Below are 13,803 nucleotides of genomic sequence, written 5' to 3' on the forward strand. Positions count from 1 at the left end.
TCAGTCCACCACAATGCCTTGCGTGACGGTGGCCCACATGGCGCGCTCCTTGGCACCGCGCTCGGCCAGTTTCTGGGGTGCGCCGGTCCACTCTTCGTAGCCCAGTTCCTTGAGGCGCTTGCGCAGCTCCGGCTGGGCCAGGGCGGCGTTGATGGACTTGTTCAGGCGGGCCACGAGTTCAGGCGACATGCCCTTGGGCCCATAGACGCCATACCAGCCGCCCACGTCGAAGCCCTTGAGGCCTTCGATGCCGGACTCGGCAAAGGTGGGCACATCGGGCAGGGACGCATTGCGCTGCGGCGAGGTGACGGCGATGGCCCGCACCTTGCCGCCCTGGATGTAGCTGCTGGCGGTGCTGATGATGTCCAGCATCATGCTCAGCTGGCCGCCGATCACGTCGGTCATGGCCGGTGCGTTGCCCTTGTAGGGGATGTGGTTCATCTCGATGCCGCTGCGCCGCGCGAACAGCAGCGCGCCCAGGTGGTTGGAGCCGCCCACGCCGGCCGAGCCGTAGTTGAGCTTTTGCGGATGGGCCTTGGCATAGGCCACGAGCTCGGCCGTGGTCTTGTAGGGCTCGTTGTTGTTGACCACCAGCACGTTGTAGTAGCTGAGCACGGGCGCCACGGGCGTGAGGTCACGGGCCGGGTCGAAGGACATCTTGCTCATCACGTTGGGGCTGATGGTGATGGTAGGGCTGGCCGCGAACCACAGCGTGAGGCCGTCGGGCCTGGCGCGCACGACCTCGCTGCCGGCCATGGTGGCGTTGGCGCCGGGCTTGTTCTCCACCACCACCGAGGCACCCAGCTCCTTGGTCAGCGCCACGCTGAGCAGGCGGGCGCCCTGGTCCACGGGGCCACCGGCCGAGTAGCCCACGATGAGGCGCACGGGCTGCGCGTCCTGCGCGGCGGCGGGGAGGGTGGCCAGGGCGGTCACCAGGGACGCCAGAAGCGGGGCATGGGCCAGGGTGGCCAGGGCCTTGCGGCGGTGTTGGGCGGGCATGTGCATGTCTCCTGCAAAAAATGAATGAAGCACTGCCGTGGCCTGCACGGCGGCGCGCCCGGTCTGCGCCGGACATGCAGGCAATGGTGCGCACGCCGGCGCTTCTTGGGAATCTGCTTTTGCCTAAGCCGGGGTTTGCCGGCTGTTAGGGCAATCCTAGGAAGAGCGGTGCGTGCAGCCCCCTCCGCCGCCTTCTTCACCGCCTTCTTCACCACCCTCTTCAGCCCCCGCCTGCCAGCTGGGTGCGGCGGTGACGATGGCCTCGCGCAGGAACTGCTGGAAGGCGCGCGCGGCCATGGTGGGCTGGCGGTCGGGCATGCGCACCAGGTACATGGCATTGCCCAGGCCGGAGAACACCACCTGGTCCAGCACGGCCACCAGCGTGCCGCCGGCCAGCGCGGCCGAGGTCACGTAGTCCGGCAGCAGGGCCAGGCCCAGGCCGTCCAGCACGGCGTCGTACAGCAGGCGGTAGTCGCCCGATTGCAGCGAGGGCAGCACATCGAGGGCAGCGGCCACGCCATCGTCGCCGCTGCCGGTCAGCCAGGCCAGCCTGCCGCCCATGGCCAGCGGCAGGATGAGGCGGGCCTGCAGCAGGTCGGCAGGCGCGCGCAGGGGCCGGCCCAGCGACTGCTCCAGCGCCTGCAGGCAGGCGGGCGTGGCCACGAAGTTCCAGCGCACATCGCACAGCCGCGTGGCCACCAGATCGTCCAGCGGCGCGGAGGTGATCTGCACCGCCAGATCGACCTTGGAGGCCACGAGGTCGACCATCTGGTCGTTGATCAGCAGGCGCAGGCGGATGTCGGGATGCTCGCGGCAAAAGCCCAGGATCAGCGGCTTGAGATAGAAATGCCCGAAGCCGGTGGGCACGCGCACGCCCACCTCGCCGCTCACGGTGGAGCGCAACTGGTGGATGGCATCGCGGGCGCGCTGCAGCTCCTCCATCATGGCCAGGCAGCGCCGGTACAGCAGCTGGCCAGCCTGGGTGAGCTCCACATTGCGCGTGGTGCGGCGCAGCAGCTGCGCGCCCATCTCGGTCTCCAGCGCACGCAGCCGGCGCGAGACGTTGGAGCGCGTCATGCCGCCGCGCTCGGCCGCCCGCGTGAGGCTCTTGGCCTCGGCGATGTCGATGAAGACGCGGCACAGGTTCAGGTCCATCTCGGCATTCTTTGCAGGGCCGGGGCCGGCCATTGTTGATCGGGAGTCACCAGGCCTGGCCTGCTGGCGAGGATTGTGGCGCCAGCCCTGCCTCCCTAGCATGGAGGAAACCATGGCGAAAGGCCGCTGACCGTGAACCAAGAAGCTTTGCAAACCGCGCCGCTGGCGCCCCTGGCGCACTACCGTGTGCTCGATCTGAGCCAGGGCGTGGCCGGCCCCTACTGCACCCACCTGCTGTCGCGCCAGGGCGCCGAGGTGATCAAGGTCGATCCGCCCGAAGGCGACTGGGCGCGCCACGTGGGCATCTCGCGCAACGGACACAGCAGCCTGTCTGCCACCTACAACGCGGGCAAGCGCAGCATTGCCATTGATGCGCGCCAGGCCCAGGGGCGCGCGCTGCTGCTGCGGCTGGCGCGCGAGGCCGACATCGTGGTGCAGAACTTCCGCCCCCAGGTCGTGCAGCGCATGGGCGTGGACTACGACAGCCTGCGCGCGGCCGGCCTGGACCCGGTGTACGTCTCCATCAGCGGCTACGGACCCACGGGGCCGTATGCCGACCGGCCCGCCACCGACTCCGTCATGCAGGCCGACACGGGGCTGATGACCAGCAACCGCGACGCGCAGGGCCAGCCCCAGCGCGTGGGCCTGCTGCTGGCCGACATCGCGGCCGGCGTCTACGCCGCACAGGCGTGCACGGCGGCCCTGCTGGGCAAGGCGCGCAGCGGGCGCGGACGCCATGTGGAGCTGAACCTGTTCGAGGTCTGCTGCGCCCTGCAATCCACGGTGCTGGCCGAAGACGCGCTGCGCGGCGGCCTGCCCGCCGAAGGCGTGAGCGCCCCCAACGGCGTGTTCGCCACGGCCGATGGCTTCATCACCGTGCTGGCCCTGAACAACGACCAGTTCGAGCGGCTGTGCCGAGCGCTGGACCTGCCGCACTGGCTGCAGGACGCGCGCTTTGCCTCCAATGCGGGCCGCATGGCCCACCGCCATGTCCTGCATGCCGGGCTGCAGGCCTTGCTGGCGCAGCAGCCGCGCGCCCACTGGGAGCAGCGCCTGGCAGCGCAGGGCGCCCTGCATGCGGGCGTGCGCACGCTGGCCGACGTGGTGGCGCATCCCCAGGCCGTGCACCGCGCATCGTTCGCCACGCTGGCGCAGCCCGGCTTCGGGCCGCTGCTGTATGCGGCTTCACCCTGGCCGGCAGACGCAGCAGCCTGCGGTGCATCCCTTGGCGCCGCGCCGCGCACGGGCGAGCACACGCGCCAGATCCTGGCCGAGGCCGGCTGCACGCCGCAGGAGATGGAGCAATGGATGGCCAGCGGCGTGGTGCACCAGTGCGCGCAGGAGGTCATGGCATGAGCGCTTCCACATCCACGTTCACACCCACCTCTCCGGACACATACCCGGACACCTCCCCGGACACCTCCCCGGACACCTCCCCGGACACCTCCATGCAGGCCCTGGTCTGCCATCAATTCGGCGCGCCGCACGAGGTGGTCAGCCTGCAGTCCATGGACCGGCCCGGCCAGCCCCTGGGCGCGCACCAGGCGCGGATTGCCGTGGCCTACGCCAACGTCAGCCACGCCACGGGGCTGCTGATCGAGGGCCGCTACCAGCGGCGCCCGCCGCTGCCCTTCGTGCCCGGCACCGAAGGCGTGGGGCGCGTGCTGGAATGCGGCAGCGCGGTGCAGCACCTGCAGCCCGGCGATGCCGTGGCCTTCATTGCCGACTGGGGTGCCTTTGCGCAGGAAACGGTGGTGGATGCGTCCACCGTCTACCGCCTGCCTGCGGGCATGCCCTGGCTGCAGGCCCTGCCCATTCCCCTGTCCTACGGCACGGCCTACACGGCCCTGCACTGGCGCGCGCGCCTGCAGGAAGGCGATGTGGTGCTGGTGCTGGGCGCCGGTTCGGGCGTGGGCGCTGCGGCGGTGGAAGTGGCCCGGCAGACGCCCGGCGTGCAGGTCATCGCCTGCGCCAGCACCGAGGCCAAGCGCGCCGATGCGCTGCGCCGCGGCGCGCACCAGGCAGTCACCCCGCAGGACCTGGCCGCCCAGGTCAAGCAGGCCACGCAGGGCCGGGGCGCCTCCCTGGTCTTCGACCCCGTGGGGGGCGATCTCTTGCTGCAGGCACTGCGCGCGGCCGCGCAGAACGCGCAGCTGCTGAGCGTGGGCTTCGCCAGCGGTTCCATTCCCGCCGTGCCCATGAACCTGGCCCTGGTCAAGAACCTCACGCTGCACGGCTTCTTCTACGGCCGCTACATCGGCTGGACGCCGGCCGATGAGCGCCAGGCCTTCGCGGCGCAGCTGCAGCCCGTCATTGCCACGCTGCTCGACTGGGCTGCCCGGGGATGCATCCATCCCCAGGTCAGCCAGGTCTTCGCCATGCATGAACTGCCGGAGGCGCTGCACGCGCTGCACGGCCGCAACGTGACCGGCAAGCTCGCGCTCGCCATTCAAGGAGACAAGGTATGACAACGCAACGCACAGGCTCCGCGCTTTCCCGCCGCACCCTGCTGGGCGCCGCTGCGGCGCTGGCCGCATGGAGAACGGCAGGGGCGCAGCCATCCGCCGGGGCCCAGGGCTATCCCAAGGCGCCCATCCGCGTCGTCGTGCCCTATCCACCGGGCGGGCCTACCGACGTGGTCGGGCGCGTGGTCACCACGCGGCTGGGCGAGGCGCTGGGCCAGCCGCTGGTCGTGGACAACAAGGCCGGCGCCAGCGGCATGGTCGGCGCGGCCCTGGTGGCCAAGGCGCCGGCCGATGGCTACACGCTGCTGGTCAACGCCTCCATCCACGTCATCAACCCCTACGTCTATGCCAGCGCGCCCTATGACGCCTTCCGCGATTTCGAGCCGGTCACGCAGCTGGTCGATGTCCCGCTGGTGCTGGTCGTGGGCAGCCAGCTTCCGGTGCGCAATGTGCAGGAGCTGATCGCCTGGGCCAAGGCCCATCCGGGACAGGTGAACTTCGGCTCGGCCGGCAATGCGTCGTCACAGCACCTGTCGGGCGAGCTGTTCCGCCTGAAAACCGGCGCGCAGATGCAGCATGTGCCCTACAAGGGCAGCTCGCCGGCCCTGACCGACCTGATGGGCGGGCAGATCCAGCTCATGTTCGACTCCATGCCCTCGGCCATGCCCTTCATCGCCTCGGGCCGGCTGCGTGCGCTGGCCGTCACCTCGGCCAGTCGCTCGCCCTCCCTGCCCGATGTGCCCACCATGGAAGAGGCCGGCATGCCGGGCTTTCGCACCAGCACCTGGTACGGACTGTGGGCGCCGAAGAACACGCCCCAGGACGTGGTGCAGAAACTGTGGACCGAGTCCCGCCGCGTGCTTGCCGAACCCCAGATCGCCGCGCAATACCGCCGCCTGGGCGCCGAGCCCGTGGGCTCCACGCCCGCCGAGTTCGCGCGCTACATCCAGGCCGAAGCCCGCAAGTGGGAAGAGATCGTGAAGGCGTCGGGAGCGCGGGCGGATTGAGGAGGCCGCCGTCAGGCACCAGCCTTGATTCGGCTGGCTGCCTGCCTTCCCAGATCCGCGATAAAGAGGTCAAAGTCTTCATCCGGCACGTCAATGTAGTGACCCGAGGCGACATCCGCCCACCCCCGCATAGCCGCTTGCCGTAGCGTTTCCAGCTTGGTCGCTTGGGTCTGAGCTTCAACGATTCGATGTTGTTGCTGGCTCAGATTCACTGGACGTGTCGACATGACGGGTTCCTCACACCCGCTCGAACACCGCCGCAATCCCCTGGCCGCCGCCTATGCACATGGTCTCCAGCCCATAGCGGCCCTTGCGGCGCTCCAGCTCGTGCAGCAGGGTGGCCAGGATGCGCACGCCGGTGGCGCCTATGGGGTGGCCCAGGGAGATGCCGGAGCCGTTGACGTTGAGCTTGTGGTCTATGGCGCCCTGGTCGTTCCACTCCCAGCCCTTGAGTACGGACAGCACCTGGCAGGCAAAGGCTTCGTTGAGTTCGACCAGGTCCATCTGGTCCAGCGTGAGGTTCAGGCGCGCCAGCAGCTTCTTGACGGCGGGCACGGGGCCTATGCCCATGTGCGAGGGCTCGCAGCCTGCGGCGGCCCAGCCCACCAGGGTGGCCATGGGGGTGAGGCCCAGTTCGGCCAGTCTGTCCTCGGCCACGATCAGGCATGCGGCGCTGGCGTCGTTCTGCTGGCTGGCGTTGCCGGCCGTGACCGTTCCATTGGGCATGAGCACGCGCAGCTTGCCCATGCTGTCGGTGGTGGCGTCGGCGCGAAAGCCTTCGTCGCGCGTGAACAGCACGGGGTCGCCCTTGCGCTGGGGCACCTTGACGGGGACGATCTCGTCGGCGAAGCGGCCCGCCTCCCAGGCGGCGGCGGCGCGCTGGTGGCTGCGCACGGCATAGGCGTCGGCTGCCTCGCGGCTGATGCCGTAGTCGCGCGCCAGGTTCTCGGCGGTCTCGATCATTCCCGAGATCTTTCCGAAGCGCTCCACGGGCTGGGAGCGCTCGCGGCCGCGGTCCAGCCGGTCGTAGAAGCGCACATTGCCCGAGCGCGCACCCCAGCGCATGTCGGTGCTGTAGTACTCGATGTTGCTCATGCTCTCCACGCCGCCTGCGATCACCACGTCGGCGGCGCCGCTCTGCACCATCATGGCCGCCGTGGCCACGGCCTGCAGGCCGCCGCCGCAGCGCCGGTCCAGCTGCATGCCCGGCACCGTCACCGGCAGGCCGGCCTGCAGCGCGGCCCAGCGGCCCACGCAGGGCGTCTCGCTGCTGGCGTAGGACTGGGCGAAGACCACGTCGTCGATGCGTGCGGGGTCGATGCCGCTTTTCTCGACCACGGCGCGCACCGTGGTGGCGGCCAGCTCCTCGACCGATACCGGCCGCAGGCTGCCGCCGAAGGTGCCCACGGGCGTGCGAAGGGGGGTGACGATGGCGGCTCTGCGCATGGTGTTGTCTCCTTGGGAATCAGTGGATCAGTGGATCAGGAAAAGGCTGCGCCGCATTGGCGCAGCAGGGTATGTGCCTGTTGTTCCAGGTCGGCGCGGTGCTCCGGCGCCGCGATGTCGATCAGCCGTTTCACGCGGCGCGACAGCGTCTGGCCGCGCAGGTCGGCCACGCCGTGTTCGGTGACGATGAGCCCGGCGTCGCTGCGCGGCGTGCTGACGGGGCCGGACAGCCGCGCAACGATGCGCGTGGCCCCCCTGGCCGTGGCGGGCAGGGCGATGATGGGCAGGCCCCCGCGGCTGCGTGCCGCGCCGCGCAGAAAGTCCACGGCGCCCCCCACGGCGCCCACGTAGACGCCGCCCGCCACCTCGGAGTTGATCTGGCCCGTGAGGTCCACCTCCACCGCCGAATTGATGGCAGCCAGCCGGTGGCTGGCGGCCAGCACCTCGGGATCGTGCGTGTAGCGCGTCTCGCGCAGCTGCAGGGCGGGGTTGCGGTGGGCCCAGCGCCTGAGCGATTCGCCGCCCATGAGGATGCCGCCGATGCCCACGCCGCGGTCCTGGCTCTTGCGCGCGTGGGTCAGCACGCCGGCTTCGGCCAGGGCTGCAATGCCGTCGCCCACGGCGCCGCTGTGCAGGCCCAGGTCGCGGTGGCCGTGCAGGGCGGCGAGCACGGCCTCGGGCAGGTTGCCCACGCCCACCTGCAGCGTGGCGCCGTCTTCGATGAGGGCGGCCACATGGCCGGCAATGGCCTGCTCGGCAGGGCCGGGCGCGCTGCGCGCCTGGTCCAGCGGAGGGTGTTCGGCATCGACCAGCAGGGCGAAGTCGCCGGCCTGCAGGTGCAGGCTGCCGTGCGTCCACGGAATGGCGGGGTTGACCTCGCCGATCAGCACGCGCGCCTTGCGTATGGCGGCCGGCAGGTATTCATGGACCAGGCCCAGGCTGTAGCGGCCTTGTGCATCGGGTGGCGAGACCTGGAGCAGCACCACGTCGGCAGGCAGCAGACCCTCGTCGATCAGGCCGGGCAGGTGGGAGTAGTGGCTGGGCAGGATGTCCAGTACGCCCGCCTGGGCCAGCGCGCGGTGGGGGCCGCCGGCCGCGTAGCCGAAGAAGTCGATGGCGTCGGCATGCGCCGGTTGCAGCGTGTCTGATGCGCCCATGCCCACGAAGACGCGCAGCCGGCCCTGGCCACCGTGCCGGGCCAGTGCATGGCGCTGCGCGACCACGGCGCGCGTGAGCGTCAGCGGCTCGGCCGTGGCCTGGCCCCACCACAGGGTGTCGCCGGGGCGGATCAGGGCCTGCAGCCTTTCTTGCAGGGCGTCCGGCGACAGCACGCTCATGGCGCGCGGTCCCAGTCGAAGCGCGTGGGCTGCTTGTCCTTGAAGCGCTGCACCGCCTCCTGGTGGTAGTCGGAGCCACGGCACATCGTCTGGGCATAGGCTTCCAGCTCGGCCATGGCGCGTGCGTCCAGCTCGAAGGCCTGGTTCATGGCCGTCTTGGCCATGCCGATGGCGGCCGTGGATGCCTCGCCGAAGCGCCGGGCCAGTGCCACGGCGGCGGCCTGCAGGGCCTCGTCGTCTTCCACGATCTCGTAGACCATGCCCAGCGACCTGGCTTCCTCGGCCTGCACGGTGCGCGCGGTGAAGACCAGCTCCTTGGCCTTTTGCAGGCCCACGATGCGCGGCAGCATGTGCATGGCGCCCAGGTCGGGCACCAGGCCGATGCGGCCGAACACGGCGCAGAATTTCGCGCGCCGCGTGCACAGCACGAAGTCGGCGGCCAGCGCCAGGCTCAGGCCCGCGCCGAAGGCCGGGCCGTCCACGGCGGCGATCGCGGGCTTTTCGAGGTTGACCAGCTCGGGGAACCACTGGTGCAGGCTGCGCATGCGCTGGCGCCAGGGCAGGCCGGCCTGGCTGGCATCCATCATCTGGCTGATGTCGCCGCCCGAGCAGAAGGCGCCGCCCGCGCCCGTGAGGATGACGGTGTGCACCTGCGCGTCATCGCGCATCTGCGCCACGGCGGCGGCCAGGGCCGGGCGCATGGCCTGGTTGAGCGCGTTGCGGGCCTCGGGCCGGTTCAGCGTGATCGTGCCTATGCCGTCCTGGACGGAGGTCAATACGGGTGAGGTGTTCATGGGAACTCCAGGGCAGGGGGAAGGAGCGGCCTCTTGCGAGGCCGCCGTGCATCAGGCGAGTTCGGCGTAGCCGTGACTCAGGACCACTTTGTCACGTTCGAGCACGCGGGCGCGCAACTGCAGCTGGCAGGGCTGGTCGAGCGTGCGCCAGATCTCGGTGACCAGGGTTTCGCCGGGATAGACGGGCGCGGTGAAGCGCACATCCAGTGCCTTCAGGCGCGCGGGATTGCGGTCGCCGCATTGGCGCAGCACGGCATGGGCCACCAGGCCGTAGCTGGCCAGGCCATGCAGGATGGGCCGCTCGAAGCCGGCCTTGCGCGCCACGGCCGGGTCGGCATGCAGCGGGTTGTAGTCGCCCATCAGGCGGTACAGCAGCGCGGCCTCGGGGCGTATGGCCTGGGTGTCGGTGAAGTCGGGCGCGCGGTCCTCCGGCGTGGGGCGCAGCGGCGCCAGGGGCGCGTCGCTGGGCTGGCCGCCGTCCAGCAGGCTGTAGCCGCCATCGCCGCGCAGAAAGCTGACCTGCTGCACGGTGGCCAGCAGCTCGCCGCCAGTGGTCTCCAGGCGCCGCTCGGTGACCATGATGGCGCCCTTGCCCTCACCCTTGTCTGTCAGGTGCGTGATGCGGTTGTGGCCCACCACGTCGGCGCTGGCCGGCAGCGGGCGGTGCAGCCGCATGCGCTGCTCGCCATGCAGCAGCTTCACCCAGTCGATGCCCGTATCGGCCTCGCGCGCCCAGAAGCCCGGGTAGCCCAGCACCACGGCCTGCGAGGGCAGGGCGCGCAGCCCGCCGGGCGCCCCTTCGTAGAAAAAGGGCAGGGCCGCATCCGACAGCGGATCGCTGCCCAAGCCCAGGCTCAAGGCATAGAGCATGGTGTCGCGTTCGCCATAGTGCTGGCGCACGGGCTCGAAGGGGCGCTGTTTCAGGTGCTGATAGCTGATGGCCATCACGGTTCCTCTCAGTGTTTGATTGCGCTGGCGCGCTTCAACCCTCGCAACTGGCGCGGCCCGACTCAGGGACACCGAGGAAGGGCCGCCCCGCACCGAGGGTGTCGTCCCCCTCCCTCGCGAAGCGAGTAGAGAGGGGGAAGGCGCGTAGCGCCTCAGGGGGTGTCGTTCAAACAGGGTCCCAGCTGAAGACATCTGCCGAGCGGTCCAGCGGCACGAACGACGCCTTGAGCGCCGGCATGCCGTGCTCGGCAATGAACTGGGGCGACCAGCCCTCGCTGCGGTGCACCGAACGCAGCGGGCGCGGCTGGCTCATGACGAAGATCTCGTTGTTGCGCACGGCGAAGACCTGGGCGTTCACGTCGCGGGCCGCGTCGGACAGCAGGTAGACGGCCAGCGGGGCGATCTTGTTGGGCGTCATCTGCTGGATCTTGGCCACGCGCGCCTGCTGCTCGGGCGTGTCGGTGGGGATGGAGCCGATCATGCGGCTCCAGGCGAACGGCGCGATGCAGTTGGAGCGCACGTTGAACTTCTGCATGTCCAGCGCAATGGACTTGGACAGGGCCGTCAGCCCCAGCTTGGCCGCGCTGTAGTTGGCCTGGCCCAGGTTGCCGATCAGGCCCGAGGTCGAGGTCATGTGCACGAAGGCGCCGCTTTCCTGCTCCTTGAAATGGTTGGCGGCCGCGCGGCTCATGTAGTAGCTGCCGTACAGGTGGACCTTGATGACGGCGTCCCACTCGTCCAGGCTCATCTTGTGGAAGAACCGGTCGCGCAGGATGCCGGCGTTGTTGACCACGCCATCGATGCGGCCGAAGCTGTCCACGGCGCACTGCACGATGCGGCCCGCGCTGGCGGCCTCGGCCACGCTGTCGGTGTTGGCCACGGCCTGGCCGCCTGCGGCCTTGATCTCATCGACCACCTTCTGCGCCGGGCCGGCGTCCGTGCCCTCGCCCGTGGTGGAGGTGCCTATGTCGTTGACCACCACCTTGGCGCCCTCGGCCGCCATGGCCAGCGCCATGTCGCGCCCGATGCCGCCGCCGGCACCCGTCACCACCACTACCTTGTCCTGCATCATTTTCTGCGCCATGGCCTGTCGTCCCCGTTCAGTGTTCGTTGGAAAGAAGTCGGGACCAAGGATGCCGGCAAACACCGCACCGCGCCATTCGCCAATCACAAGGGCGGACTTCGCGGGAATGAAAGCAGGGGCGGGCAGGCCGCGCCGGCCCAGCCTTCAGCGCGGCCAAAGGCTTGCTTAAGAAAACGCGGATTGCGGGCCGCCGCGCTTGCACCGACCATGGCGGCCATGACAGACAAGCAAGCTACCGACACCCTCGACGCCGCCGCGCTGGCGCATCTTCAGTCCTGGCAGGGCCGCAGCGAAACCCTGGCAGACAGCATCACGGCCGCGCCCGTGGCCGCGCTGTCGGCCACGCTGGACCGGGAAGACCCTGAGCCCGCCGACGGCACGGCGCTGCCGCCGCTGTGGCACTGGATGTACTTCCTGCCCCATGCACGCCAAAGCGAGCTCGGCCCCGACGGCCACCCGCGCCGTGGCGGCTTTCTGCCGCCCGTGCCGCTGCCGCGCCGCATGTGGGCCGGCGGGCGACTGCGCTGGGAGGCAGGCAACGCGCTGCAGGTGGGCCAGAAGGTGCAGCGCCGCTCCACCATCGGCTCGGTCAGCCACAAGAGCGGCCGCTCGGGCGAGCTGCTGTTCGTGCTGGTCGAGCATGCCTACAGCAATGAACAGGGCCTGGCGCTGACCGAGGAGCACGACATCGTCTACCGCGCCGCTGCCCAGCCCGGCGATCCCGCGCCCACGCCGCAGAAGCCGCCGCTGGACGGCCAGCAAACCTGGTCGCGCACCATCGTTCCCGACGACGTGCTGCTGTTCCGCTACTCGGCCCTGACCTTCAACGGCCACCGCATCCACTACGACCGCCGCTACGTCACGGGCGTGGAGGGCTATCCGGGCCTGATCGTGCACGGCCCGCTGATCGCCACCCTGCTGCTGGACCTGCTGCGCCGCGAGCTGCCCCAGGCGCGCGTGCTGTCCTTCGAGTTCAAGGCCGTGCGCCCCACCTTCGACCTGCATGCCTTCAGCGTGCACGGCAAGCCTTCTGCGGACGGCAAGACCGTGCAGCTGTGGGCACAGGACCACGAGGGCTGGCTGACCATGACCGGCACGGCAAGTGTCTCCCCCTGAGTCGCTTCGCGCCTTCCCCCTCTCTACCCGCTTCGCGGGGGAGGGGGACGACACCCTCGGTGCGGGGCGGCCCTTCCTCGGTGTCCCTTGCTTTGGGCGGCGCCGGCTTTGGCTCCCGCTGCGATAACTGAATTGGTATTCAACACATTCCGCGCTGTGAAGGCGCTGACCATAAAGCCTTGAGACCACCATGATCGAACACACGCTTTCCAACAATTTCCCCGAGATCCGCGACGCCATCCGTGCGCTGTGCGCCGAGTTCCCCGACGAGTATTTCCGCAAGATCGACGAGCAGCGCGCCTATCCCGAGACCTTCGTGGACGCGCTGACCAAGGCTGGCTGGCTGGCCGCGCTGATCCCGCAGGAGTACGGCGGCTCGGGCCTGGGCCTGACCGAGGCCAGCGTGATCATGGAAGAGATCAACCGCTGCGGCGGCAACTCGGGCGCCTGCCATGGCCAGATGTACAACATGGGCACGCTGCTGCGCCACGGCTCGCAGGCGCAAAAGGAGAAATACCTGCCGCGCATCGCCTCGGGCGAATGGCGCCTGCAGTCCATGGGCGTGACCGAGCCCACCACGGGCACGGATACCACCAAGATCAAGACCAGCGCCGTCAAGAAGGATGGCCGCTACGTGGTCAACGGCCAGAAGGTCTGGATCAGCCGCGTGCAGCACAGCGACTGGATGATCCTGCTGGCGCGCACCACGCCGCTGGCCGAGGTGAAGAAAAAGAGCGAGGGCATGTCCATCTTCATGGTGGACCTGGCCGAGGCGCAAAAGAGCGGCCTGACCGTGCGCCCCATCCCCAACATGGTCAACCACGAGACCAACGAGCTGTTCTTCGAGAACCTGGAAATCCCCGAGGAGAACCTGATCGGCGAGGAAGGCAAGGGCTTCAAGTACATCCTGGACGGCCTCAATGCCGAGCGCACGCTGATTGCGGCCGAATGCATTGGCGACGGCTACTGGTTCCTGGACCGCGTGACCAACTACGTGCGCGACCGCAACGTGTTCGGCCGCCCCATCGGGCAGAACCAGGGCGTGCAGTTCCCCATTGCCGATGCTTTCATCGAGGTCGAGGCCGCCAACCTCATGCGCTGGAAGGCCTGCGAGATGTTCGACGCCAACCAGGCCATGGGCGCCCAGGCCAACATGGCCAAGTACCTGGCGGCCAAGGCCAGCTGGGAGGCGGCCAATGCCTGCATCCAGTTCCACGGCGGCTTCGGCTTTGCCTGCGAATACGACGTGGAGCGCAAGTTCCGCGAGACGCGCCTGTACCAGGTGGCGCCGATCTCGACCAATCTCATTTACTCCTACGTAGCCGAGCACATCCTCGGTCTCCCGCGTTCTTTCTGAAATGGAAAACCCCCTGAGTCGCTTCGCGCCTTCCCCCTGGAAGGGGGACGACAGCCTCGCTGCGGGGGCGGCCCTTGCTTGCTGTCCCTGGCTTG

The 13,803-nt window shown here is 69.4% G+C and carries 13 protein-coding genes; 5 read left to right on the forward strand and 8 right to left on the reverse strand.

Annotated elements, in window-relative coordinates; all coding sequences use genetic code 11:
• Positions 1-999 carry a tripartite tricarboxylate transporter substrate binding protein gene (locus tag ACF8ME_RS23655; RefSeq protein WP_133072637.1) on the reverse strand — a complete coding sequence of 333 codons (999 nt, stop codon included), beginning with the start codon at positions 997-999 and terminating at the stop codon, positions 1-3.
• A gap of 156 nt (positions 1,000-1,155) precedes the next feature.
• Positions 1,156-2,187, reverse strand: coding sequence for a LysR family transcriptional regulator (locus ACF8ME_RS23660; RefSeq protein WP_392418421.1), 1,032 nt, complete (start codon positions 2,185-2,187; stop codon positions 1,156-1,158).
• A 99-nt stretch (positions 2,188-2,286) separates the two neighbouring features.
• Between ACF8ME_RS23660 and ACF8ME_RS23665 the strand changes: the two genes are divergently transcribed.
• The 3 genes from ACF8ME_RS23665 (at position 2,287) to ACF8ME_RS23675 (ending at position 5,626) form a co-directional block, all read left to right on the forward strand.
• The gene (locus ACF8ME_RS23665; RefSeq protein WP_392418423.1) at positions 2,287-3,510 is read left to right on the forward strand and encodes a CaiB/BaiF CoA transferase family protein; all 1,224 of its coding nucleotides are present in this window, start codon (positions 2,287-2,289) and stop codon (positions 3,508-3,510) included.
• Positions 3,511-3,602: 92 nt separating this feature from the next.
• A complete protein-coding gene (locus ACF8ME_RS23670) occupies positions 3,603-4,622 on the forward strand; it encodes an NADPH:quinone oxidoreductase family protein (RefSeq protein ID WP_392418505.1) in 1,020 nt (339 codons plus the stop codon).
• On the forward strand, positions 4,619-5,626 hold the full coding sequence (locus ACF8ME_RS23675) for a tripartite tricarboxylate transporter substrate binding protein (protein ID WP_016450249.1): 1,008 nt from the start codon (positions 4,619-4,621) through the stop codon (positions 5,624-5,626). The genes ACF8ME_RS23670 and ACF8ME_RS23675 overlap by 4 nt, the downstream gene beginning before the upstream one ends.
• Before the next feature lie 11 nt (positions 5,627-5,637).
• Here ACF8ME_RS23675 and ACF8ME_RS23680 read toward each other — a convergent pair whose 3' ends face one another.
• The 6 genes from ACF8ME_RS23680 to ACF8ME_RS23705 all read right to left on the reverse strand — a co-directional run bounded on the left by ACF8ME_RS23680 (position 5,638) and on the right by ACF8ME_RS23705 (position 11,235).
• A complete protein-coding gene (locus tag ACF8ME_RS23680) occupies positions 5,638-5,853 on the reverse strand; it encodes a hypothetical protein (RefSeq protein ID WP_047474923.1) in 216 nt (71 codons plus the stop codon).
• A gap of 10 nt (positions 5,854-5,863) precedes the next feature.
• Positions 5,864-7,072, reverse strand: coding sequence for an acetyl-CoA C-acetyltransferase (locus ACF8ME_RS23685; protein ID WP_013800084.1), 1,209 nt, complete (start codon positions 7,070-7,072; stop codon positions 5,864-5,866).
• A gap of 35 nt (positions 7,073-7,107) precedes the next feature.
• A complete protein-coding gene (locus ACF8ME_RS23690; protein ID WP_013800085.1) occupies positions 7,108-8,409 on the reverse strand; it encodes an acetyl-CoA hydrolase/transferase family protein in 1,302 nt (433 codons plus the stop codon).
• Entirely contained in the window at positions 8,406-9,203 is a 798-nt protein-coding gene (locus tag ACF8ME_RS23695) for an enoyl-CoA hydratase/isomerase family protein (protein ID WP_392418426.1), read from the reverse strand. Before ACF8ME_RS23695 ends, ACF8ME_RS23690 begins: the two co-directional genes overlap by 4 nt.
• Before the next feature lie 51 nt (positions 9,204-9,254).
• Complete coding sequence (locus tag ACF8ME_RS23700) at positions 9,255-10,148, reverse strand: MaoC/PaaZ C-terminal domain-containing protein (RefSeq protein ID WP_392418428.1); 894 nt, start codon at positions 10,146-10,148, stop codon at positions 9,255-9,257.
• A gap of 169 nt (positions 10,149-10,317) precedes the next feature.
• On the reverse strand, positions 10,318-11,235 hold the full coding sequence (locus tag ACF8ME_RS23705; protein WP_016452187.1) for an SDR family NAD(P)-dependent oxidoreductase: 918 nt from the start codon (positions 11,233-11,235) through the stop codon (positions 10,318-10,320).
• Positions 11,236-11,442: 207 nt separating this feature from the next.
• On the opposite strand from ACF8ME_RS23705, the gene ACF8ME_RS23710 reads away from it, so the two are divergent.
• Together ACF8ME_RS23710 and ACF8ME_RS23715 are read left to right on the forward strand one after the other, a co-directional pair.
• On the forward strand, positions 11,443-12,351 hold the full coding sequence (locus tag ACF8ME_RS23710) for a MaoC family dehydratase N-terminal domain-containing protein (RefSeq protein ID WP_392418429.1): 909 nt from the start codon (positions 11,443-11,445) through the stop codon (positions 12,349-12,351).
• A gap of 190 nt (positions 12,352-12,541) precedes the next feature.
• Positions 12,542-13,708 (forward strand): acyl-CoA dehydrogenase family protein, encoded by a 1,167-nt coding sequence (locus ACF8ME_RS23715; RefSeq protein WP_012202137.1) that lies wholly within the window; start codon positions 12,542-12,544, stop codon positions 13,706-13,708.
• Positions 13,709-13,803: the final 95 nt, after the last annotated feature.

The organism is Delftia sp. WSY_7 (assembly GCF_043104845.1).
GTDB classification, from domain to species: Bacteria; Pseudomonadota; Gammaproteobacteria; order Burkholderiales; family Burkholderiaceae_C; genus Comamonas; species Comamonas tsuruhatensis.

Coding starts and splice junctions, on each gene's coding strand:
- ACF8ME_RS23655 (WP_133072637.1), bottom strand. CDS start 999: ATGCCCGCCCAACACCGCCGCAAGGCCCTGGCCACCCTGGCCCATGCC.
- ACF8ME_RS23660 (WP_392418421.1), bottom strand. CDS start 2,187: ATGGCCGGCCCCGGCCCTGCAAAGAATGCCGAGATGGACCTGAACCTG.
- ACF8ME_RS23670 (WP_392418505.1), top strand. CDS start 3,603: ATGCAGGCCCTGGTCTGCCATCAATTCGGCGCGCCGCACGAGGTGGTC.
- ACF8ME_RS23675 (WP_016450249.1), top strand. CDS start 4,619: ATGACAACGCAACGCACAGGCTCCGCGCTTTCCCGCCGCACCCTGCTG.
- ACF8ME_RS23680 (WP_047474923.1), bottom strand. CDS start 5,853: ATGTCGACACGTCCAGTGAATCTGAGCCAGCAACAACATCGAATCGTT.
- ACF8ME_RS23685 (WP_013800084.1), bottom strand. CDS start 7,072: ATGCGCAGAGCCGCCATCGTCACCCCCCTTCGCACGCCCGTGGGCACC.
- ACF8ME_RS23690 (WP_013800085.1), bottom strand. CDS start 8,409: ATGAGCGTGCTGTCGCCGGACGCCCTGCAAGAAAGGCTGCAGGCCCTG.
- ACF8ME_RS23695 (WP_392418426.1), bottom strand. CDS start 9,203: ATGAACACCTCACCCGTATTGACCTCCGTCCAGGACGGCATAGGCACG.
- ACF8ME_RS23700 (WP_392418428.1), bottom strand. CDS start 10,148: ATGGCCATCAGCTATCAGCACCTGAAACAGCGCCCCTTCGAGCCCGTG.
- ACF8ME_RS23705 (WP_016452187.1), bottom strand. CDS start 11,235: ATGGCGCAGAAAATGATGCAGGACAAGGTAGTGGTGGTGACGGGTGCC.
- ACF8ME_RS23710 (WP_392418429.1), top strand. CDS start 11,443: ATGGCGGCCATGACAGACAAGCAAGCTACCGACACCCTCGACGCCGCC.
- ACF8ME_RS23715 (WP_012202137.1), top strand. CDS start 12,542: ATGATCGAACACACGCTTTCCAACAATTTCCCCGAGATCCGCGACGCC.